Origin of the sequence: Pseudomonas sp. BIOMIG1BAC (assembly GCF_001705995.2) — a bacterium.
Lineage (GTDB): Bacteria > Pseudomonadota > Gammaproteobacteria > Pseudomonadales > Pseudomonadaceae > Aquipseudomonas > Aquipseudomonas sessilinigenes.
Genome location: NZ_CP049045.1, coordinates 824,738 through 845,859, shown reverse-complemented (window position 1 = coordinate 845,859; position 21,122 = coordinate 824,738). Strand labels below are relative to the sequence as shown.

At 61.3% G+C, this 21,122-nt stretch carries 17 protein-coding genes and 1 riboswitch; of the genes, 6 read left to right on the top strand and 11 right to left on the bottom strand.

Annotated features, from left to right (window positions below; translation table 11 throughout):
• Positions 1-27: 27 nt before the first annotated feature.
• Positions 28-1,917 carry a phosphomethylpyrimidine synthase ThiC gene (thiC, locus tag ATY02_RS03775; RefSeq protein ID WP_068576481.1) on the bottom strand — a complete coding sequence of 630 codons (1,890 nt, stop codon included), beginning with the start codon at positions 1,915-1,917 and terminating at the stop codon, positions 28-30.
• A gap of 165 nt (positions 1,918-2,082) precedes the next feature.
• Positions 2,083-2,187: riboswitch (TPP riboswitch) on the bottom strand.
• 196 nt (positions 2,188-2,383) lie between these two features.
• Between thiC and ATY02_RS03770 the strand changes: the two genes are divergently transcribed.
• Positions 2,384-3,826, top strand: coding sequence for a TolC family outer membrane protein (locus tag ATY02_RS03770; protein WP_068576483.1), 1,443 nt, complete (start codon positions 2,384-2,386; stop codon positions 3,824-3,826).
• Positions 3,827-3,892: 66 nt separating this feature from the next.
• Here the strand turns inward: ATY02_RS03770 and waaA are convergent, their stop codons facing one another.
• The gene (gene waaA, locus ATY02_RS03765; RefSeq protein WP_068576485.1) at positions 3,893-5,173 is read right to left on the bottom strand and encodes a lipid IV(A) 3-deoxy-D-manno-octulosonic acid transferase; all 1,281 of its coding nucleotides are present in this window, start codon (positions 5,171-5,173) and stop codon (positions 3,893-3,895) included.
• Between the two features lie 22 nt (positions 5,174-5,195).
• Positions 5,196-6,086 (bottom strand): LysR family transcriptional regulator, encoded by an 891-nt coding sequence (locus ATY02_RS03760; protein ID WP_068576487.1) that lies wholly within the window; start codon positions 6,084-6,086, stop codon positions 5,196-5,198.
• Between the two features lie 104 nt (positions 6,087-6,190).
• Between ATY02_RS03760 and ATY02_RS03755 the strand changes: the two genes are divergently transcribed.
• From ATY02_RS03755 to ATY02_RS03740, 4 genes are all read left to right on the top strand, one after another.
• Positions 6,191-6,523, top strand: coding sequence for a DMT family transporter (locus ATY02_RS03755; RefSeq protein ID WP_068576489.1), 333 nt, complete (start codon positions 6,191-6,193; stop codon positions 6,521-6,523).
• Positions 6,524-6,635: 112 nt separating this feature from the next.
• Positions 6,636-7,811: an NAD(P)/FAD-dependent oxidoreductase gene (locus ATY02_RS03750; protein ID WP_068576492.1), complete on the top strand. Its 1,176-nt coding sequence runs from the start codon at positions 6,636-6,638 to the stop codon at positions 7,809-7,811.
• The gene (locus ATY02_RS03745) at positions 7,808-8,620 is read left to right on the top strand and encodes an aldo/keto reductase (RefSeq protein ID WP_068576494.1); all 813 of its coding nucleotides are present in this window, start codon (positions 7,808-7,810) and stop codon (positions 8,618-8,620) included. Before ATY02_RS03750 ends, ATY02_RS03745 begins: the two co-directional genes overlap by 4 nt.
• Positions 8,621-8,661: 41 nt before the next feature.
• Positions 8,662-9,633: a metal ABC transporter ATPase gene (locus ATY02_RS03740; RefSeq protein WP_068576496.1), complete on the top strand. Its 972-nt coding sequence runs from the start codon at positions 8,662-8,664 to the stop codon at positions 9,631-9,633.
• 204 nt (positions 9,634-9,837) lie between these two features.
• On the opposite strand, the gene hldE is transcribed toward ATY02_RS03740, so the two are convergent.
• The 4 genes from hldE to msbA all read right to left on the bottom strand — a co-directional run bounded on the left by hldE (position 9,838) and on the right by msbA (position 14,666).
• The gene (gene hldE, locus ATY02_RS03735) at positions 9,838-11,271 is read right to left on the bottom strand and encodes a bifunctional D-glycero-beta-D-manno-heptose-7-phosphate kinase/D-glycero-beta-D-manno-heptose 1-phosphate adenylyltransferase HldE (RefSeq protein WP_068576498.1); all 1,434 of its coding nucleotides are present in this window, start codon (positions 11,269-11,271) and stop codon (positions 9,838-9,840) included.
• A 106-nt stretch (positions 11,272-11,377) separates the two neighbouring features.
• On the bottom strand, positions 11,378-11,986 hold the full coding sequence (gene cysC, locus ATY02_RS03730; protein WP_068576500.1) for an adenylyl-sulfate kinase: 609 nt from the start codon (positions 11,984-11,986) through the stop codon (positions 11,378-11,380).
• On the bottom strand, positions 11,979-12,683 hold the full coding sequence (locus ATY02_RS03725) for a sulfotransferase family 2 domain-containing protein (protein ID WP_068576501.1): 705 nt from the start codon (positions 12,681-12,683) through the stop codon (positions 11,979-11,981). Before ATY02_RS03725 ends, cysC begins: the two co-directional genes overlap by 8 nt.
• Before the next feature lie 177 nt (positions 12,684-12,860).
• Positions 12,861-14,666, bottom strand: a complete 1,806-nt coding sequence (msbA, locus tag ATY02_RS03720; RefSeq protein ID WP_068576504.1) for a lipid A export permease/ATP-binding protein MsbA — start codon at positions 14,664-14,666, stop codon at positions 12,861-12,863.
• Between the two features lie 157 nt (positions 14,667-14,823).
• On the opposite strand from msbA, the gene ATY02_RS03715 reads away from it, so the two are divergent.
• Positions 14,824-16,653 carry a bifunctional O-antigen ligase/aminoglycoside phosphotransferase family protein gene (locus tag ATY02_RS03715; protein WP_068576506.1) on the top strand — a complete coding sequence of 610 codons (1,830 nt, stop codon included), beginning with the start codon at positions 14,824-14,826 and terminating at the stop codon, positions 16,651-16,653.
• An 86-nt stretch (positions 16,654-16,739) separates the two neighbouring features.
• Here the strand turns inward: ATY02_RS03715 and ATY02_RS03710 are convergent, their stop codons facing one another.
• The 4 genes from ATY02_RS03710 to ATY02_RS03695 are packed head-to-tail and all read right to left on the bottom strand — an operon-like array spanning position 16,740 to position 21,121.
• On the bottom strand, positions 16,740-17,624 hold the full coding sequence (locus ATY02_RS03710) for a glycosyltransferase (RefSeq protein WP_068576508.1): 885 nt from the start codon (positions 17,622-17,624) through the stop codon (positions 16,740-16,742).
• Positions 17,624-18,775, bottom strand: a complete 1,152-nt coding sequence (locus tag ATY02_RS03705) for a glycosyltransferase (RefSeq protein ID WP_068576510.1) — start codon at positions 18,773-18,775, stop codon at positions 17,624-17,626. Before ATY02_RS03705 ends, ATY02_RS03710 begins: the two co-directional genes overlap by 1 nt.
• 2 nt (positions 18,776-18,777) lie before the next feature.
• Complete coding sequence (locus ATY02_RS03700) at positions 18,778-19,656, bottom strand: DUF6625 family protein (protein WP_068576512.1); 879 nt, start codon at positions 19,654-19,656, stop codon at positions 18,778-18,780.
• A gap of 52 nt (positions 19,657-19,708) precedes the next feature.
• Positions 19,709-21,121, bottom strand: a complete 1,413-nt coding sequence (locus tag ATY02_RS03695; protein WP_068576514.1) for a PIG-L deacetylase family protein — start codon at positions 21,119-21,121, stop codon at positions 19,709-19,711.
• Position 21,122: the final 1 nt, after the last annotated feature.

Genomic DNA, 21,122 nt, shown 5'->3' with positions numbered 1-21,122 from the left:
TTGCCGCTAGCCGCGTACCGCTGCCTCTCAGACTTTCTTGTACAGCTGGCTGCCTTCCTGCTTGAAGCGCTCGGCCTGTTCGGCCATGCCCTTGGCCACCTCGACATCCACTGCCTCGATGCGCTGGTTGGCGGCGTATTCGCGCACTTCCTGGGTGATCTTCATCGAGCAGAACTTCGGCCCGCACATGGAGCAGAAATGCGCGACCTTGGCCGAGTCCTTAGGCAGGGTCTCGTCGTGGAACGCCCGCGCGGTGTCCGGGTCCAGGCCGAGGTTGAACTGGTCTTCCCAGCGGAACTCGAAGCGTGCCTTGGACAGCGCGTTGTCGCGGATCTGCGCGCCCGGGTGGCCCTTGGCAAGGTCGGCGGCATGGGCGGCGATCTTGTAGGTGATGATCCCCGTCTTGACGTCATCCTTGTTCGGCAAGCCCAGGTGCTCCTTGGGCGTGACATAGCAGAGCATGGCGCAACCGAACCAACCGATCATCGCGGCACCGATACCGGAAGTGATGTGGTCGTAGCCTGGGGCGATGTCGGTGGTCAGCGGGCCGAGGGTGTAGAACGGCGCCTCGTCGCAGCATTCCAGCTGCTTGTCCATGTTCTCCTTGATCAGCTGCATCGGCACGTGGCCAGGACCTTCGATCATGCACTGCACGTCGTGTTTCCAGGCGATCTTGGTCAGCTCGCCGAGGGTTTCCAGTTCACCGAACTGCGCTTCGTCGTTGGCATCGGCGATCGACCCCGGACGCAGGCCATCTCCCAGGGAGAAGCTGACGTCGTAGGCCTTCATGATTTCGCAGATTTCCTCGAAGTGGGTATAGAGGAAGTTCTCCTTGTGGTGGGCCAGGCACCACTTGGCCATGATCGAGCCGCCACGGCTGACGATGCCGGTGACCCGCTTGGCGGTCAGCGGCACATAGCGCAGCAACACGCCGGCGTGGATGGTGAAGTAGTCCACGCCCTGCTCGGCCTGTTCGATCAGGGTGTCGCGAAACAGCTCCCAGGTCAGGTCCTCGGCCACGCCGTTGACCTTCTCCAGGGCCTGGTAGATCGGTACGGTGCCGATCGGTACCGGCGAGTTGCGGATGATCCACTCGCGGGTTTCATGGATGTGCTTGCCGGTGGACAGGTCCATGACCGTGTCCGAACCCCAGCGAATGCCCCAGGTCAGCTTGGCCACTTCTTCTTCGATGGACGAACCCAGGGCACTGTTGCCGATGTTGCCGTTGATCTTCACCAGGAAGTTGCGGCCGATGATCATCGGCTCCAGCTCCACGTGGTTGATGTTGGCCGGGATGATCGCGCGGCCGCGAGCGATTTCCTCGCGCACGAACTCAGGGGTGATTTCCTTGGGGATGCTGGCGCCGAAGCTGTGGCCAGCGTGCTGCTGCTTGAGCAGGCCAGCGGCGCGGGCCTCCTGCAGCTTCATGTTTTCGCGGATGGCGACGTATTCCATCTCAGCGGTGATGATGCCCTGGCGCGCGTAGTGCATCTGGCTGACGTTGGCCCCGGCCTTGGCCCGGCGCGGGTTGCGCACGTGGGCGAAACGCAGCTTGGTCAGCTCGGCATCGGCCAGGCGCTGCTGGCCGAAATCGGAAGACAGGCCAGCCAGGCGCTCGGTGTCGGCACGGTCGTCGATCCAGGCCGAACGCACGTCGCCCAGGCCCTTGCGCACATCGATCAGCACATTGGGGTCGGTGTAGGGGCCAGAGGTGTCGTAGACGGTCACCGGCGCGTTGATCTCGCCACCGAAGTCGGTGGGAGTCACATCCAGGGTGATCTCACGCATGGGCACGCGAATATCCGGGCGCGAGCCCTGGACATAGATTTTTTGCGAGCGGGTAAAGGGCTGCACCGACTGTTGGTCGACTTGGGCCGACTCACTGAGGTTGCTAGCGTTTTTTAGTTTTGTCGTCATCACGGGCTCTCCAGACAGCATCCAGGCAGTGGAATTTTGTCGGAGCGAACCTGTAGCGGACGGACGCACCCTGTCTAGGCGACTAGTGAGTGCAGTGCTTGGTACTCAAGAGGAATGTTCGATTGTCGAACAACATCCCGGACGAAGCACAAGAGGACTCGCCGGGTGACGAGAAATCTTGTTCCCTACGCAGGCCTTAACCTGATCAGGTTCAACGGGATCCGGATTATCCGATCTCAGCCTCATAGCAAGGCACCCCGACAAGAACCGGGCCAGTCTAGACAAAGCCGGGGCAGAACGCCAACACCCGTGCGATAAGCATGATGAATGGCGTAATCGGCGGATTGTTGCACCAAGGCGGCGCCTCTACACTGCATGTCCAGCGTCGAGCCTTGACGCTCTGGGGGGCGCACCTTAGCCTTGGCGCCTGGATTATCTCCATAATATCAACTCTAGGGATCGCCGAATGCTGCGCAAACTCTCACTGGCTATTGCCGTGTCTTGTGCGTCCAATGGAATGGCATGGGCAGCTGAAGCGCCTTTGACCACCACCAAGACCGACCTGGTCAGCGTCTACCAGGAAGCCGTGGACAACAATGCCGACCTGGCCGCTGCGCGCGCCCAGTACGGTGCCCAGAAAGAAGTCGTGCCACAGGCCCGCGCCGGCTTGCTGCCGAACCTGTCGGCCGGTGCGGACTTGAACAACACCCGCACCAAGCTCGACGAACCGGCAATGACCGCCAACCGCAGCGGTAATGTCTACCGGGCGACCCTGGCCCAACCGCTGTTTCGCGCCGACCGCTGGTTCCAGTTGCAGGCCGCCAAGGAAGTCAACGAGCAAGCCGCGCTGCAACTCTCGGCCACTGAGCAGAACCTGATCCTGCAAAGCGCGGAAAACTACTTTGCCGTACTGCGGGCCCAGGACAACCTGGCCTCGACCAAGGCCGAGGAAGCCGCGTTCAAGCGCCAGCTCGACCAGTCCAACGAGCGCTTCGACGTCGGCCTGTCGGACAAGACCGACGTGCTGCAATCCCAGGCCAGCTACGACACTGCCCGGGCCAACCGCATTGTTGCCCAACGCCAGGTGGACGATGCCTTCGAGGCCCTGATTACCCTGACCAACCGTGAATACAATTCGATCCAGGGTATCGTCCACACCCTACCGGTGCTGGCGCCGGTCCCCAACGACGCCAAGGCCTGGGTCGACACTGCCGCCAAGCAGAACCTCAACCTGCTGGCCAGCAACTACGCAGTCAGCGCCGCCGAGGAGACCCTCAAGCAGCGCAAGGCCGGCCACGCCCCGACCCTGGACGCGGTGGTGCAGTACAAGAAGGGCGACAACGATGCCCTGGGCTTCAGCAACCCCAACCCCAACCCTATCGCCCCGCCCTACCACGGCGATGTCGAGCAGCGCTCCATCGGCCTGCAACTGAACATCCCGATCTACAGCGGTGGCCTGACCAGCTCCCAGGTTCGCGAATCCTACTCGCGCCTGAGCCAGTCCGAGCAGCAGCGCGAGTCCCTGCGCCGCCAGGTGGTGGAGAACACCCGCAACCTGCATCGCGCGGTGAATACCGACGTCGAACAGGTCCAGGCCCGACGCCAGTCGATCATCTCCAACCAGAGCGCCGTGGAAGCCACGGAAATCGGCTATCAGGTAGGCACGCGCAATATCGTCGACGTGCTCGATGCCCAGCGCCAGCTCTACAACTCGGTGCGCAACTACAACAACAGCCGCTACGACTACATCCTCGACAACCTGCGCCTGAAACAGGCCGCCGGCACCTTGAACCCAGGGGACCTGCAAGACCTGGCTCGCTACCTCAAGGCCGACTACAACCCGGACCGCGACTTCTTGCCTCCGGACCTGGCCAAGGCCGCCGCCGAGCAACTCAAGGCTCGCCCCTGAAGTATCCGCCCATGAAAAAGGCCACCCAAGCGGGTGGCCTTTTTCATCCTGCGTGAACAACCAGGCTCAGCGTGGCGGCAACAGACGCCCCAGGCCGTCGAGCAGGCGCTGCAGCGCCCCCTGATTGGCCCGCATGACCGACAGCCCTGCTTCGCCCATCGTCCGGGCGTCCTGGGGCAACTCGAACAGACGCTGCACCGCCTCGGCCAGACCCTGGGCATCATCCACCTCCTGCAAGGCCCCGGCCTCACGCAGCATCGCGGCGATCTCCAGGAAATTGAACAGGTGCGGGCCGCTGATCACCGGCTTGGCCAGGGCAGCGGGCTCCAACAGGTTATGACCGCCGTTAGGCACCAGGCTGCCGCCGACGAAGGCGCTGTCGGCCAGGGCATAGAGGAACAACAACTCACCCATCGTATCCCCCAGCAACACCGAGGTATCTGCGCTCACCGGCTCGGCGCTAGAGCGACGGATCGTCGCCATCCCTTGCTGCCGGCACAGTTCGAATACCGGGTCGAAGCGTTCCGGATGCCGCGGCACCAGGATCAACAGGGCATTGGGGTAGCTGGCCAGCAATTGCCGGTGGGCGTCGAGCACCACGGCATCTTCACCCTCATGGGTACTGGCGGCGATCCACACCGGTCGCTCCACGGCCTGCCATTGCTGGCGCAACTGCGCAGCACGTTGCAACAGCTGAGGATCGATGGTCAGGTCGAACTTGATCGAGCCGGTCACCTCCACCGTTTCAGGACGTGCGCCCAGCTGCAGAAAGCGCTCGGCCTCGGCCCTGGTCTGTACTGCGAACAGGCTCATCTGCGCCAGCATCGGCGCGCTCAGGCCAGAAAACCGCCCATAACCGCGCGCCGAGCGCTCGGACAGCCGTGCATTGGCCAGTGCCACCGGAATCCCGCGCCGGGCGCATTGATCGATGTGGTTAGGCCAGAGTTCGGTCTCCATGATCACCGCCAGCCTGGGCTGCACCCGCTTGAGAAACCGGGCAGCGGCACACGGCAGGTCATAAGGCAGGTAGCAGTGCTGGATCCGTGGCTCGTTGGCGAACAGCGCCTGGATCCGCTCCGAACCGGTGGGGGTCATGCACGTCACGGTAATCGGCAATTGCGGATAGCGGGCCAACAGTGCGCGGATCATCGGGGCGGCGGCAATGCTCTCGCCCACCGACACCGCATGCACCCAGATGCCACCGGGCTGCATGGCCGGCAGGCCAACGGAGAAACGCTCGCCAATGCGCTTGGCATAAGCCGGCGCCTTGCGCGAGCGCAGCCATAGCCGAATCGCCACCAATGGCAGCCCCAGGTAAAACAGTACGGTGTAGAGAGTTCTATTCATGGCGGCGGAGTTTATCGGTTTTTTAGCCGATCGCCTTCAGGTGCACGGCAAAACGTTCCGCCAACCAGCAGGCAGCCAGCCCCAGGGGCTCATCACGGCGCCAGGCCAACTCCACCACCAGCGCCGGAGGCGTCCAATCACTGGCCAACTCCACCATCTGGTGCTGGTAGGCCGAATACTGCACCACATGCCGTGGCAACCAGGCCCAGCCCAGGCCACGCATCAGCCATTCCGCCAGGACATAGAAACTGTCGGCCCGCCAGACCTGGGGACTGACCTGATCGCCTCCGGGATAACCACTGAGCTGCGGCGCGATCAGCAATTGCCGATGCATGGCCAATATCCGCCGGTTGACCCGTTTCTCCCCGGCCAACGGATGACTGACCCCACACACCGTGACCATCTCGACGCTGCCCAGGGCCTGGCGTTCCAGGGTCTCGGGCATCTGCTCGTGGTGGAACAGCAGCCCCAGGTCGGCACGCCGCTCCACCAGCTTGCGCGCCACATCCCCCTGGGCACTGCTGGCCAATTGCACCTCCAGGCTGGGGAACCGCTCGGACAAGGCCTCCAGGCTGTCGAGCACTGGCTGATAGGGCATCGCTTCGTCCTGGGCCAGTCGCAAACGGGCTTCCTGGCCCCGCATCAGCGCCAGCGCCCGACCATTGAGGCGATCGCATTGGCGCAAGATCTCCCGGGCCTCCTGCAACAGGGCCGTTCCGGCCTCGGTCAGCTTCGGCTGGCGGCCACTGCTACGCTCGAACAGGCTGACCCCCAGGTCATCTTCCAACAGGGCAATGGCATTACTGATCGCAGACTGGGCCTTGCGCTGCTGGCGAGCCACCGCCGAAAACGAACGCAACTCGGCTACGCCAACGAACAAGCGCAACTGCTCCAGGCTCCACTGTGTGTTCATGACGCAACCTATCTCTTATCCAGATAGGAAATGACTTTACCCCATCCGGGCAAGCCCTAGAATGCCGACCTCAGAAAGCAGCCCCAGTTACGAGGACCCCTCCCATGAACGCTTACTACTACCTGGCTATCGCCATCTGCGCGGAAGTGATTGCCACTGTTTCATTGAAAGCGGTCAAGGGCCTTAGCACACCGCAACCCCTGCTGCTGGTCATCGCCGGCTATGGCGTGGCCTTCTGGATGCTGACCCTGGTGATGCGCACGGTCCCGGTAGGGGTGGCCTATGCCGTGTGGTCCGGCCTGGGGATCGTCATGGTCAGCATCGCCGCGCTGGTGCTCTACGGGCAGAAACTGGATATCCCGGCCATGCTCGGCATGGCCCTGATCGTCATCGGCGTACTGGTGATCCAGCTGTTCTCGAAAACCGCGGGTCACTAGAAAAACCCATGACCTGCGACGCCCCCAAGCGCCCGGCAAGTGCAGCAGGCTTGCAGCTTGAGGCTCAAGGCTTGAAACTTGCGGCTTCGTTTTTGTTTCCCGAGGTCGCTGCATGCCATCCGCTATTTCCACCGATGTGCTGATCGTCGGCGCAGGCGTCGCCGGTCTCTGGCTCAACGCCCGTCTGCACCGCCAAGGCTTTTCCACCGTACTGGTGGAGAACGCCACGCTCGGCGGCGGACAGAGCGTGAAATCCCAAGGGATTATCCACGGTGGCGCCAAGTACGCCCTGCATGGCGCCCTCACCGGGGCCTCGGAGGCGATCGCCGACATGCCCAGGCGCTGGCGCGAGGCGCTGGCCGGCACCGGCGAGCTGGACCTGTCGGGTGTGCGCATGCTGTCCGAGGCTCACTATCTGTGGTCCCCGGGAACCCTGGCCGGCAATCTCACCAGCTTCTTCGCCAGCAAGGCCGTGCGCGGCCGGGTCGACCAGGTCAAGGGCGAGCAACTGCCGCCGGCCCTGCAGGACAAGCGTTTCAAGGGCAAGGTCTACCGCCTGGCCGAGCTGGTGGTGGACGTGCCGGACCTCATCGCACGCCTGGCCGAACTGGCCGGCGATGGCCTGCTGGCCGGACAGAAGATCGAACCCCTGATGGAAGACGGCCACTTGGTGGGCCTGCGGGTCGATGAGCGGGATATTCGCGCGCAACGCATCGTGCTCAGCGCCGGTGCTGGAACCGCCGATGTACTCAAGGCCCTGGGCCTGAGCCAGCCGACCATGCAACGACGGCCATTGCACATGGTGCTGGTCAAGGGACCGACTCTCAGCCCGCTCTACGCCCACTGCCTGGGCGGAGGCCCGAAGCCACGGGTCACGGTCACCACCCATCCGGCCGCCGATGGCCAGTGGGTCTGGTACCTGGGAGGCGATCTCGCTGAAGCCGAGGGCGTGGCCCGGGAACCGGCGGCGCAGATCGCCGCCGCCCAGAAGGAACTGGCCCAACTGCTCCCCTGGATCGACCTGACCCAGGCACAGTGGGCCACCTTGCGGGTGGACCGGGCCGAACCGGCACAATCGGGCCTGACGCGCCCGGACAATGCCTTCCTGGCCGAACAGGATCGCCTGCTGGTGGGCTGGCCGACCAAGCTGGCCCTGGCTCCCGACTTTGCCGACCGGGTCCTGGCAGCCCTGGAGCGGGACGGCATCAAGCCTGCCCACAACGAAGCCCTGCCGGAGTTGCCCAAGCCCGCCCTGGGACAACCGGCCTGGGAGCAACTGCTGCCATGAGCCAAGCCACACTGCACGACCTGCACCGCCCACTGGGCAGCACCGGCCTGATGGTCTCGCCCCTGGGCCTTGGCACCGTGAAGCTGGGCCGCGACCAGGGAGTGAAATACCCCAACGGCTTCCAGATCCCCGACGATCAGCAAGCCCGGATGCTGCTCAAGCTAACCCGTGACCTGGGCATCAACCTGATCGACACCGCCCCGGCCTACGGTCGTAGCGAGGAGCGCCTGGGCCCGCTGTTGCGCGGCCAGCGCCACGAATGGGTGATCGTCAGCAAAGTGGGCGAAGAGTTCTGTGACGGCGTTTCCCGGCATGACTTCAGTGCCGCCCATACGCGCTTGTCCGTCGAGCGTAGCCTGCAGCGCCTGGAAACCGACTTCATCGACCTGGTGCTGGTGCACTCCGATGGCAATGACCTGGCCATCCTCGACCAGAGCGAGGTCTACCAGGCCCTGGCGCAGCTCAAACAAGAAGGCAAGATTCGCGGCTTCGGCTTTTCCGGCAAGACCGTCGAGGGTGGGCTCAGGGCCTTGGAGCAAGGCGATTGCGCCATGGTTACCTACAATCTGAACGAACAGGCCGAGCGGCCAGTCATTGACTATGCCGCGGCCCATGGCAAGGGCATCCTGGTGAAAAAGGCCTTGGCCAGCGGCCATGCCTGCCTGAGCCCGGGCATCGATCCGGTGCGAGCCAGCTTCGAACTGCTGTTTGACCGGCCCGGGGTCGCCAGTGCTATCGTCGGGACCATCAATCCACTGCACTTGGCCCACAACGTAACCATCGTGGCGCAAGTCCTGGGCAAGCACTGACGCCGCCGAGGCGGCCGCCCCCGACGCAGGAAGGAGCTGAGATGTCGCGACCGCTGATCAGAAAGAACCCCAGCAACTTCAAGACCCTGCCCCTGTTCGTCGAAGCCACTCCCGAAGGGCTCAGCTACCAGAGCGTAGGGATGCCCCTGAACTTCGCCCAGACCCTGCAACGCAGGCGCCCGGTGACTGTCGCCGACAACGAACGCTTTGCCCTGGAACTGGCCAACCTCGGGGTATCGGTGCGCCTGACCCTGCACTGGCAGAACCGCGACTACTGGGTCCTGGTGCGCCAGCGCCGCCAGGACCGGGGCGACGTGGTCCTGAAGCTGATCTCGGGTTATGTCCCCGCCCATGAGCTGAACCTGCCACTGCATACCGCCATCCAGGAAATCGCCGAGGAATGCCTGCTGGAGACGCCAGAGGGCTGGTTGGCAGGGCGCTTCAACGACACCTGGCTGCCCGCCCCCTATGCCGGGGCCCTGCATTATCGGGAGGCTCCAGCCTTTCGCCTGACGCCATTATCCGGCGCCGCCCGCCCGGTACGCTGCGCCAACCTGCAATTGCTGGAGCGCCCTCGGGCCTACGTGCACCTGCCGACAGCCTCGTTGCAGCTGATCTATGACCTGCGCCTGGATGTTCCCAAGGACGCCAAGTCCCTGAGCCTGTTCCACGTCGACGAACGCCTGGAGGGCGACCAACTGGTGGCCCGCCTGGATCGCAAGCGCCCCGACCTGTACCTGATGCCCCTGGAGAACGGCCAGCCCTGTGCCGAGCTGTACACCTTGAAGAAAGACCAACTGCACCCTGCCAGCACTCGTGGCCTGCACTTGGCGGAAAGCTTCGCCCAACAGGAAGGCTGGGTCGTGAGCGATGAACGAATTCGCTGGAAGGACTGGCTCAGGCAGCGAGGCCTGGACGAGCCGGAGAAAGATACCCAGCTTGCCCGCCTGACCGGCAGGGCGCGGCAGATCCTGCGCAGGATCGTGCCCGCCAAGACCCGGCGCCAGGGATAAAACGGCGCCCCAGGGGCCGATCAGTCAAGGCAATTGTAGGAGCGAGGCTTGCCCGCGATGGGCTTCAGAGCACGGCGTTTACCCAGTAAACACGCGCTACCATTCGACCATCGCGAGCAATCGAGCGTCGACCGGCTGCTCCTGCAGGGGACCACCGATTAACTGACAGGCATTAACCAGGCGCCGTTTTCAGCTCTGGCGTGATTACTGGGTTTTGTCGGTCTTGCGGATCTTCTCGACGATGGCCGTGGTGGAACTGTTCTCCACCAAGCCCAGCACCTTCACGGTACCGCCATAAGCCGTGACGATATCGGCGCCCACCACCTGATCGATGCCGTAGTCCCCGCCCTTGACCAGTACATCTGGCCGTACCTGGGACAGCAGGTTTTCCGGGGTACCCTCGGGAAAACTGATCACCCAATCCACAGCGCCCAGTCCGGCCAGTACCGCCATGCGCCGATCGACACTGTTGATCGGCCGGCCAGGGCCTTTCAGGCGGCTGACCGAGGCGTCGTCGTTGATCGCCACGATCAGGCGATCTCCCTGGGCCCGGGCCTGCTCAAGATAAGTCACATGGCCAGCATGGAGGATGTCGAAACAACCGTTCGTGAAAACGATCTTCTCGTTGTGCGCCCGGGCATCGTCGATGGCCAGCAATAGCTGGTCGAGGCTCAGCACGCCACGCTCGGTACCTTCTTCGCGCTGGATCGCCCGGCGCAGCTCGGGTGCGCTGATGGCCGCGGTCCCCAGCTTGCCAACCACGATGCCTGCGGCCAGGTTGGCCAGGCCCACTGCATGGGGCAGCTCCTCACCCGCTGCGATGGCAGCGGCCAGGGTGGAGATCACCGTGTCCCCGGCGCCGGTGACGTCGAACACTTCACGAGCACGGGCTGGCAGGTGCAGGGCCGGGTGCCCCGGGCGCAGCAGCGTCATGCCGTGCTCGCCACGGGTCACCAGCAATGCCCCCAGCTCCAGGTCATGCATGAGCTTGGCGCCTTTGTTCACCAGGTCATGCTCATCGGTGCAACCACCCACGATGGTCTCGAACTCGCTGAGGTTCGGGGTGATCAGGCTGGCGCCACGGTAAATGGAAAAATCCTTGCCCTTGGGATCGGCCAGCACCGGAATGCCCCGCGCCCGAGCGGCAGCGATCAACGCCTGGTGGTTGCGTAGCGCACCCTTGCCGTAGTCGGACAACACCAGCACCTTGATGCCTTCGAGCAGTGTGTCGACTTCAGCTGCCAGGGCCAGGGCGTCAGTGGCGAAAGGTTCTTCGAAATCGATACGCAGCAATTGCTGGTGGCGGCTCATGACCCGCAGCTTGACGATGGTCGGCTGATGCTTGATGCGCTGGAACAGGGCGCGTACACCGGCGCCTTGCAGGCTGTTGGCAAGGCTGTCGGCCGCCTCGTCGTCGCCCGTTACCCCGACCAGGGACGCGGGCGCACCGAGTGCAGCAATGTTCAGGGCAACGTTGGCGGCACCGCCCGGGCGGTCCTCGATCTGCTCGACCTTGACCACCGGTACTGGCGCCTCAGGGGAAATCCGTGAGGTACCACCATGCCAGTAACGGTCGAGCATGACATCGCCGACCACCAAGACGGGGGCTTGATCGAATCGCGGCATGGACAACTTCATGGAGCATCCCACATACAAAATGAACAGGGGCGCGATATTAGCACAGGGTTGGCGCCGCCTAGTTCTATGGCTTGCATGGGGCCGACGAAGAAATTCCCGCGTCTATTCAGCGCTGTAGAAGCTGCAACAGGCAGCGAATCGCCTCCGGTAGTGCCATGCTCGTCGTATCGATCTCGCATTCGGCTTGCAAAGGGGCCTCATAGGGGCTGTCCAAGCCGGTGAAATTCTTGATGCGCCCCTCTCTCGCCGCCTTGTACAGCCCCTTGGGGTCGCGCTGGGCGCAAGTATCGAATGGCGTGCTGATGTACACCTCGAAGAATTGCCCGGTGGCGAACAATGCCCGTGCCGCGTCACGCTCGACACGAAATGGCGAGATCGCCGAAACGATCACCACCAGCCCCGCCTCTACCATCAGCCGCGCCACTTCGGACATGCGTCGGATGTTCTCCTTGCGTGCCTGTGCGTCCATCCCCAGATCCCGGCACAAACCGGTACGCACGTTGTCTCCATCGAGCACGAAGGTGTGCAGGCCCAGTTCATTGAGCCGCAGCTCCAGCAAGTTGGCCAGGGTCGACTTGCCTGCCCCCGACAAGCCCGTCAGCCACAGACAACACGGCTGCTGGTGCTTGAGGGCCGCGCGGGCGCCAGATGAAAGCGACAGGGTATAAGGGCGAATCTGCGGTTGTTCCATGGTCGCGCAGGCAGGCTTATTCATAACCGAGCATCTCGTAGTCGCGTTGATAAACCCGACGTACCAGGCGTCGGGTACGTACTGAGCATATTTCCCTGACTGGGGCCGTCTCACGTTGCTGGGTACCGTTGACATGCGGGAGCTGCGCCTCGACGCCCAGGCGCTCGCACAACAGCTGGAAGTCACGCGGCAAATGCTCCTGGTACCCCATGAAATCCAGGGACAGACGACCAAGGGAGTTAATGAGGAAATCGCTCTGGGGAGCAAAATGCATCTGCTTGTGGACATTTTCCGGATGCAGCCAGTGGCTGACGAAATCATCAAAGTCTCGATAATGCGCAACCAGGTCCTGAGCGGCTCGATCCCGGCGCCCTAGATCGTTGCTACGCAGGAAGGTGTAGGCCGAATAGGCCCGCTCGAGAGGATCGCGGACAAAAGCGAACTTGAAGCAGTTGGAAAATGCTTCCGGGAACTGGTGTTCATACCAGTACAACGGCAAGTGCCCTGGCATCCAGCCATCGAACAATGCCGAGCAGATGCTGCTGCCGGCACATTTGGGAACATGGATGAACAGGCAGGAATGTCTGGAAAAAGCTTCAGGAAAACGAACATTGGCGGACATGGACTTGTTTACCACCTGACGGTCCACCACCGACAGGCGCCCAAGCAAGAAGTGCCGCTGAGTCTTTGGCAATAACTTCCATACAAAGCGTTGCAACATTCCGACACCCGCACGAAAGGGATAGCCCTCTCGATCCAATCAAAGATTCAGGCGGGAAACATAACAAGCAGGTAATGGGAAATTATTTAGTCTTGGTCAAGACTGTAAGAAAGACGATACAAACTCAAGTAGGTGCCTTGACGAATAACCCTGGGGGGCAAGCCCCCCAGGACAGGATCATACGGCTCCGGTAGGGGCCGGCTCCTCCAAGCCCATGGCATGAAGGCGCGAGTAATGACCGTTCTGTGCCAGCAACTCCACATGAGTGCCACGCTCGACAATCCGCCCCTGATCCATGACCAGGATCAGGTCGGCCTTCTCGATGGTCGACAGGCGATGGGCAATCACCAGGGTAGTACGCCCCTTCATGACCTTGTCCAGTGCCGCCTGGATATGCCGCTCAGACTCCGTATCCAGGGCCGAGGTAGCCTCATCAAGGATCAGTAGCGGGGCGTTTTTCAACAGGGCCCTGGCAATTGCCAAGCGCTGGCGCTGACCACCTGAAAGCAGCACGCCATTCTCGCCAACCTGAGTGTCCAGCCCGTCAGGCAACTGGGAGATGAAGTCCATCGCATAGGCATCGCCGGCCGCCTTTTCGATGTCCTCACGCGGCGCACCAGCCAAGTCGCCATAGGCAATATTGTTGGCAACACTGTCACTGAACAGGGTCACATGCTGAGTGACCTGGGCAATATGCCGACGCAGATTCAGCAGGCGATAGTCTTCGATCTCCGTACCATCCAGAAGGATCTGACCTTTGTCATGGTGGTAAAAGCGCGGAATCAGATTGGCCAGGGTCGACTTGCCACTGCCTGAACGCCCGACCAACGCCACCATCTCTCCCGGTTCGACGCTGAAGCTGATGTCATCAAGCACCTGACGCTCAGTACCAGGATAGGTAAAGCTCAGATTGCGTACTTCCAGGCGGCCGCTGACATTGGAGTTCTCCACAGTGCCGCGATCGACTTCCGGCTCGACATCCAGCTGCTCGAAAATACTTTCGGCACCGGCCACCCCTCGCTGGATGGTGGAGCTGACTTCGGACAACTGGCGAATAGGCTTGGGCAGCAAGCCAGCCATCGTGATGTAGGCAACCATTTCACCCGCCGAAGCATCGCCGCGCAGGTAGAGCACCAGAAACATCAATATCGCCATGGCGCTGTAGATCACCAATTGCAGCAACGGCGTATAGATGGCTCCAGTGCGCGTCATACGCAACTGCTTATCGGTATTGCCCTGACTGGCAGCGAGAAACCGCTGCTGCTCATAGACCTCACCACCGAAACTGCGTACGACGCGATAACCCTGGATGGTTTCCGAAGCAACGTGAGTCACGTCACCCATGGCTACCTGGATTTTTTTGCTTTGCTTGCGGAATTTCTTGCTGGCAGTGCGGACCATGACGGCAATCAGCGGCAGGATGGCGATCATCACCAGGGTCAAGCGCCAGTTCATCCACAACAGGGAGGCAAACAGGAAGACCACTGTCATGCCTTCGCGGATCACCACTTTGATCGCATCCGTCGCCGCCCCTGTCACCATGGTCACGTTGAAGGTGATGCGCGAGATCAGGTGCCCAGAGTTATGTTTGTCAAAATAGCGATTGGGCAGGGTCAGCAGGTTGTTGAACAACTCGACCCGCAGATCATGTACCAGCCCCAGGGACACCTTGGCCAGGAAGTAGTTGCCCAGATAGGAGCCGAGGCCTTGCCAGGCGGCAATCAATACGATCAACAGGGGCACGGCCTGCAGCAGTTGCATGTCACGCAGATAAGGCACGCTGGGGAACAGCACGGCTTGTGGATTGGACAGGCCATCGACGAAGTACTTGAGGATGTAGCCAAGCATGGGTTGGGTCGAGGCGAAGATCAGGAACCCGATGATGCTGATGAGGAACAACCCAATATAAGGCCGCACATAGCCGAGAAGGCGGAAATAGATTTTCAGACTTGAAGGGCTTACGCCGGGGCTGGAGTCGGTCATATCACGCGAACGTAGTCAAAAAGGAGAGTGACTTTAGCACAGCTTATCTTTCGCACTGAAAATCCCCCTCTGTCAGCTATTGTTCAGCAGACAAACGACACCACTGTAGGTTAGCCGTTATCATGCCCGACCTAATTTTCGGAATGAACGTCTAAGCATGTCCTGCGCTCTTCGCAATTTATCCAATCGAGTATTCGATTTTATTTGCCTATGGATTCTACCGACTGGCTATTTATTGCTGCTGTGCGCACTGTTCTTCCTCCCGGAACGCAGTCTCCTGCATAAGCTTTATTACGGTCTATTCAGCATTCCAACACTGATCGCGCTGTGCCTACGACCTGCCAAGTTGAAGAGTCTATTGCGTGAACCCATTTTCATTGCAGTGCTACTTTTCTGTATCTGGGCCTTGATCAGCCTGGCTTGGAGCCCTCCCGTCGATAGCCTGCCCGGTGAGTTCAAACCCCCTGCGCATCTGCTGATGCTCTTTGCCGGTTGCAGCCTGTTAGTCAGCTATCGGCTTGATGTGCTACGACCCTTGTGCTTTTGCGCAGCGATGGTTGCGCTCGTCGCCTCGCTCATCAATCTGTATACATTCAGCCTGACCTATACACCCGGAGCCCGCATGATTGGCGGCGGAGCCTTTGACAATCCATTGTTGAGCTCCCATGTCTTCGGTTTCTTCCTGGTGTACTGGCTCTGGCTGAGTATGAGCTGCCAACGCATGCGGGTTCTGCTACTCAGCATTCCGGCCATGGCCGTCATGTTCGCCGCCATCCTTGCTACAGGCTCTCGAACACCACTGGTAGCGCTGACGTTGGCGATCGCCTGGATCTGCTTCATGTACTCGAACAAGCGTTCGTTGATGCTGCTGACGGCAATGCTGACTTGTTCAACGGCCGTATTGCTACTGTTCTCGCACATGCTGGGAGAACGCGGTAACTCCTATCGTTTTGAAATATGGACTCTGGTCCTGGGCTACATCGCCGAGCACCCCTGGATTGGCCATGGTTTTAACGCCAACCTGAGTGTGGATGTGAACATCGGCTATCTCCTGGAAGAACCTCATAACTTTGCCCTGGGCGTGTTGTACTACGTTGGCATCGTCGGCCTGGTCCCCTGGTTGTTCATGCAGGCCTGGGGATTGTTCAAGAGTTGGCAGCTACGCAGCACGCCACTGGTTGTTCTTGCCTCAAGCTGGTTGGTGTTTGGTATCGGTGCGGGACTGACCGAAGGCGGCGGGGTGCTGTCACGGCCCAAGGAACACTGGTTCCTGCTATGGATACCCCTGGCCTTGATTGCCGCACTGTGCATTGCCCAAAGGGCTCGCCGCACACCTCCCCACGTCATGCAAACACTGGCACCGGCCGCCTTGGAACAACTCACTTGCGATGCCCAGGTGATCGAGTCCGATGGTCTTGGACCAAAGGTCATGCGCCTCAACGATGGCAGCTTCCTCAAACTGTTCCGCCCACGTCGCTGGTACACCTCAGGTGGCTTCAACCCCTACTCGGAGCGATTTGCCAGCAACAGCGAACAGCTGGGTGAGCTGGGAATTGTTACGCCAAACATCATGGACTTGTACCGTCTCGCCGACGGCAGTAGCGCCGTTCGCTACCAGCCGCTGGCCGGGCAAACCCTGCGCCATTGCCTGCAAGTCGCGGGATCTGCAGATGAACGCGCCAAACTGGTCAGGGCCTTCGGTGCCTACATGGCCAGCCTGCATGAACACGGTGTGTATTTCCGCTCACTGCACCTGGCCAATGTACTGGTCCTGGAAAGCGGTGGGTTCGGCCTGATCGACCTAGCCGACCTGCGGGTCTATCCGTCGCCCCTAAGGTCTTCGCTACGCCAGCGCAACCTGCGCCATATGCAGCGTTATGCCGAAGATAACCAGTGGCTTTTCCATGAGCATCTCGATGCACTGCGCTCTGGCTACGCTCAACTAACCTCCGCGAACCAGGCACAAGTGCTGCTAAAAGCAGCATAACGATTTCGCCCGCAAGCAAGAGTCAAAAAAAGACAGCCCAGTGGGCTGTCTTTTTTGTAGGGCGCGAACTCGGGCGAACCTTGAGGTCAGTCTTTCTCAAGTGCTGAAAAGTACAGGCGGGCCAGCCCGCGCCAGGTTTTCTTGTTCCAGGCCTTGAGCGGAATCTGTGCCAGCAGCTCACGAGCCAACGCTCGGTCGCGATTGGAAACCTTGAGAAACATCGAGTTCAAGGCCTTGTAGCGCACCTCGTCGTACAGCGGATGATCACTGAACAAGGCATAGGTACGCAGGATGTTGTCGATCATGAACCGGTGGTTCTTGTAGGAATTGGTGGCGTGCTTGCGATAGCGTGCCATCACCACGTTCAGGCCATCGATGAAGTAACCCGCATGGGTGACTTTCAACTCGATCAGCAAGTCTTCGAGGCGGATGTTCGGATCGAAGCCACCGACCTTGTCCAGCGCTTCGCGGCGAATCATAAGGGTCGGCGCCGGCGGATAGGGCTTGCGCTCCAGGAACATATCCTCGAAGTCCAGGCGCCGGAACGGCACATCACGGCGCTGACGCTTCTCAGGGAACAGATTGCCATCGCTGTCGATCAGCTCGATGTTGCCCGCACAGATACCCACTTCAGGCTTGCCATCCATGTAGGCCACCTGGATGGCGATACGCTCGGGCATCATGATGTCGTCCGAGCCGAACGGCACGATCAAACTGCCCCTGGCCCGGGCTATGGCGCCATTGAGCGTGTTGGTCAGTCCCTGGTTCTGCTGGACCCGGAAATCAAAGCCATATTGCTCTTGCAGACGCTGGATGCGCTCGACGCTGTCATCCTTGGAACCATCATCCACCACCAGCAACTCGATGTTCGAATAAGTCTGATTGATGACGCTGAGGATGCTCTGCTCGATGTAGGGTGCATGGTTGTAGGAGGCGATGATTACCGTCACCACAGGTTGCTGGTCTGTCATTACTGCCCCTTGCCCGCCTGACTCAAACCCGAGTCGATCAACTGCAGGTATTGCCCACGGAATACCTCGATATCATGTTCTTTTTGCAAATAGCGATAGGCTTGCTGTCCCTTGGCGACCAGCTCCTCGTCGGACAGTCCCAGGTAGGCATCCAGCGCCGCCGCCAGCGACGGCACATTGGCCGGCTCCACCGCCAGGCCGCCGGCTCCTTCGATCAAGGGCAGCATGGCCGGCACGTTGGAGGCGATCACTGGCAACCGCCCGCTCATGCCCTCCAGCAAGGCCAGGCCCAAGCCTTCGGCCAGCGACGGCATGGTCCAGATGTCGAAAGCCCGCACGTACTGCAAAGCATTTTCCTTGAAGCCCAGCAGGTGAGTACGGCCCTCCAGGCCCAGGCGCTGGATCTCGGCCCGCAGATTGGCCTCTTCGCGCCCGGCACCGATGATCGCCAACTGGGTTTGTGGATATTTGTCCTTGAGCTGGGCGAACGCCTGCAGCAGGTAGGTATGCCCCTTGACCGGCACCAGCCGTCCCAGGGCGCCAACCAGGCGGACTGTCGGATCCAGCCCCAATAACTCCCGGGAGCGCTCGCGGGAATGCTGCAGGGCTTCAGCCTGCTCGATATCGATGGCGTTGGTGATGGCCCAGGTGTTCTGGTCGGTAAAACCGCACCGGCAATCGAGCAGGTACTGCTTGACCGCTGGCGATACGCCGACGAAGCGCCAGTGCCGATCGATCAGGCGTTGGGTCTGGCGCCGCCGGTAGAACCGGTCGTACTCGCCGAAACCGTGGGAAATGCCGATGCACAACGGCACCTTCAGCCAACGGTTGAGCGCCAGCATCATGTTCACCGGCTTGAAGCGATTGCAGATCACCACATCGAACTTTTCCTTGCGGCAGAACTGGTACAGCCGCCACATGGCCCGCAGGCGCATGCCCTTGAGGGACTTGTCGGAAAACTCGAAATACACCGAGTGATCGGCCCGGCTCACCGGGTCGTTAGGCCCGGGACGGCCACGCAGGAACGCTGCGGTGACCTCATAACGCTCGTCGGGCAAGGCCTTGACGATCTGTTCGGCCAGGTCGGCGAAATCATGGGATTTGACGTTGTAGTCCGGCTGCAATTGCAAGACTTTGAAGCGCTGGCTCATAACTATCCCCGGTGGAAACCTGTGGCATCGATGAGCCAGGACGACTCGTTGGCCAGGGCCTGGATCGCCTGTGCATCAGGCTCCGCCAGCTCCGACCATTCATTGCGCTTCCAACACACGAAGTGAAAATAAGGAAAGGTACGAGCGCCATCGAGATCATTGGTCACGCGCCCGTCCTTCCAGTACCAGCACGTTGGGAAGTCGCGGCTGCCGTCATGCCATTTGATGACTCCACCCGGGGTGCTGAACGCCTCGGTGAACTCGCTGCGACGGCGCTCCGGGTTGAACTTGCCCACCAGCTTGAACAACGGCTCCGGGAAATTCTTGCGCCAGAGGAAGATCCGCGTGAACGCTCCCTCGTCCAGCGCGTGATGCTGCTGGTCGACAAAGCGCTCCTGCCAATTCTTGATCTTGCGGAACAACTCGCGCTGGTGGTCGTTGTTGCGAATCAGGCACAAGTGCCCGGCGATACGCCGCTCATGGGTGGAGAACAGGTCATGCTTGGCCAGGCGTTCTGCCGTGAAATAAGCCCGCAGATCGCCATAGACCAGGTCGATATCGCCAAAGCCCCAGAAATCGTAGCCTTCCAGCCGATCGGCATGGATAAGCCCGAATGCCGGTCGGATATCGCAGATCTTGTAGGCGGCCTTGGGCGCGAAATCGATGCCCAGGCGCTGGGAAACCAGGGCGCAGTAGTCGGCGAAGCTCATGCTTTCATGCCTGACATTCGGCGGCAGATTGTCCGGGACGCCGCAGTCGCTGAAGAACAGCCAGTCGATATCCGGATTGCGTCGGCAGCTTTCCAGGAAGAACGGCATCCAGAAAGGCCAGCGCCCGAAGTAGGGCATGAGGAACAAGATTCGCGGACGAGGATTGATCACAAAAGACTCACTGTCGATTCGGGCTGTAAAGCGCCCCTATGGATATGTCTGTTTATCGCTGTCGCAGCAACCAGAACAGCTCGTGCCGCCTGACCGCCTTGCGGAAAAACTCGTTCTCGCCCAAGGCCGAAGGCACCCTGCCGGCCAAGAGGCGTTGTATCGATCTGCGCAGGCGCCGCTTGAACGGCATCCTCGGTTGCAGGTCGTGCATCATGCCCAGGGCCATGGCCTTGTCATACTGCTCGGCCTGGGAAAGCGGCAGGCACCAGGGCCGTAGCACGCTGCTCGCGTCGAACACCGGCGGCAAGGCAATACCGGCCCCCGAGTCACCCATCGGCCAGCGATCATTGTCGTGCAGGTGATTGGCGTAGCCGAGCACCGTGCCCGGCTGCCACTCCAGCCCCTCCAGCGCCTGCATCACAGCTGCCTGGGCACAGATATGGTCCGGATGCGGGTCCAGCGAAGGATGGGGCAGCACTATGACGTCGGGACGGGCCTTGAGCAGTAACTCGCGCAGGTCGGCCAGCAGGTTGTTCCAGGTCGGCAAACCATCGTGGTCGGCGGGCAACGGGAACGGATTGAACTGGCGGAACAGGCGGATATCGCTCAATTGCGCCTCACGGGAAGCCACTGGCTGCTCTGGAGCCGCCTGCATCGCGGAAAGTTGCAGGCAGAAGTATCCCAATTGCACGCAATGGGCTTCGGGAACTCCGGCCCAGCGAGGCACGGCGATACTGTCCCAGGCTCGCAAGCGCCCCTTGAGCTGCGCCGCCGCAGCCGGCTCCAGGCCCATGGCCTGGTAGTGCTCGGCCTCGATCTCCCCTGCCGTCAGGGTCACGATCCAGGCTTCGTCCGCCTGGCTGTACAGGCCGAACGCCGCCAGCTCGGCATCGTCGGCATGGGGAGCGATAACCATGACCCGCTGGCAGCGATAATCGGGATCGCGCCACGCCAGCAACTGCGGCCGGATACGGATTCGGCAGTGACGCCCGCGCAACTGCAGCTCGCCACTGGCCAACGAATCGGTCAAGCCGCTCAGGTTGAGGTAGCGCAGGCCATCGACCCCGCGCTCAAAACCTTGGCGATCGAGGCTCTGGCCACCTGCGACCTCGATGGCCGGATCGAAGAACCGACCCAGCCAGGAACTCTTGACCTGCACCCCGAGGACCAGGGTTTCTCCAGGGGCCAGCTCCAACGGCGACTCCGGCACCAGGCGCCCGAACTCCAGGCGCACGGGGATCTGCCGAGCCTGATCGCCGAAATCGTAGAGATAGTCATCCTTGGGCGAATAGAACAGGTGGTCGGCGAACCAGGCCTCGTGAGCCAGCCAGGCACCCACCGCCAGCAGCAATGGCAACCACCAAGCCACCAGGACGCCAGCCAGCAGCATCAGCACCAGGCCAATCAGCAAGGCGATTCGTTTATTGCGCCGGTGGCGCTTGAGCAGTTGCTGCTTGCGACTCATG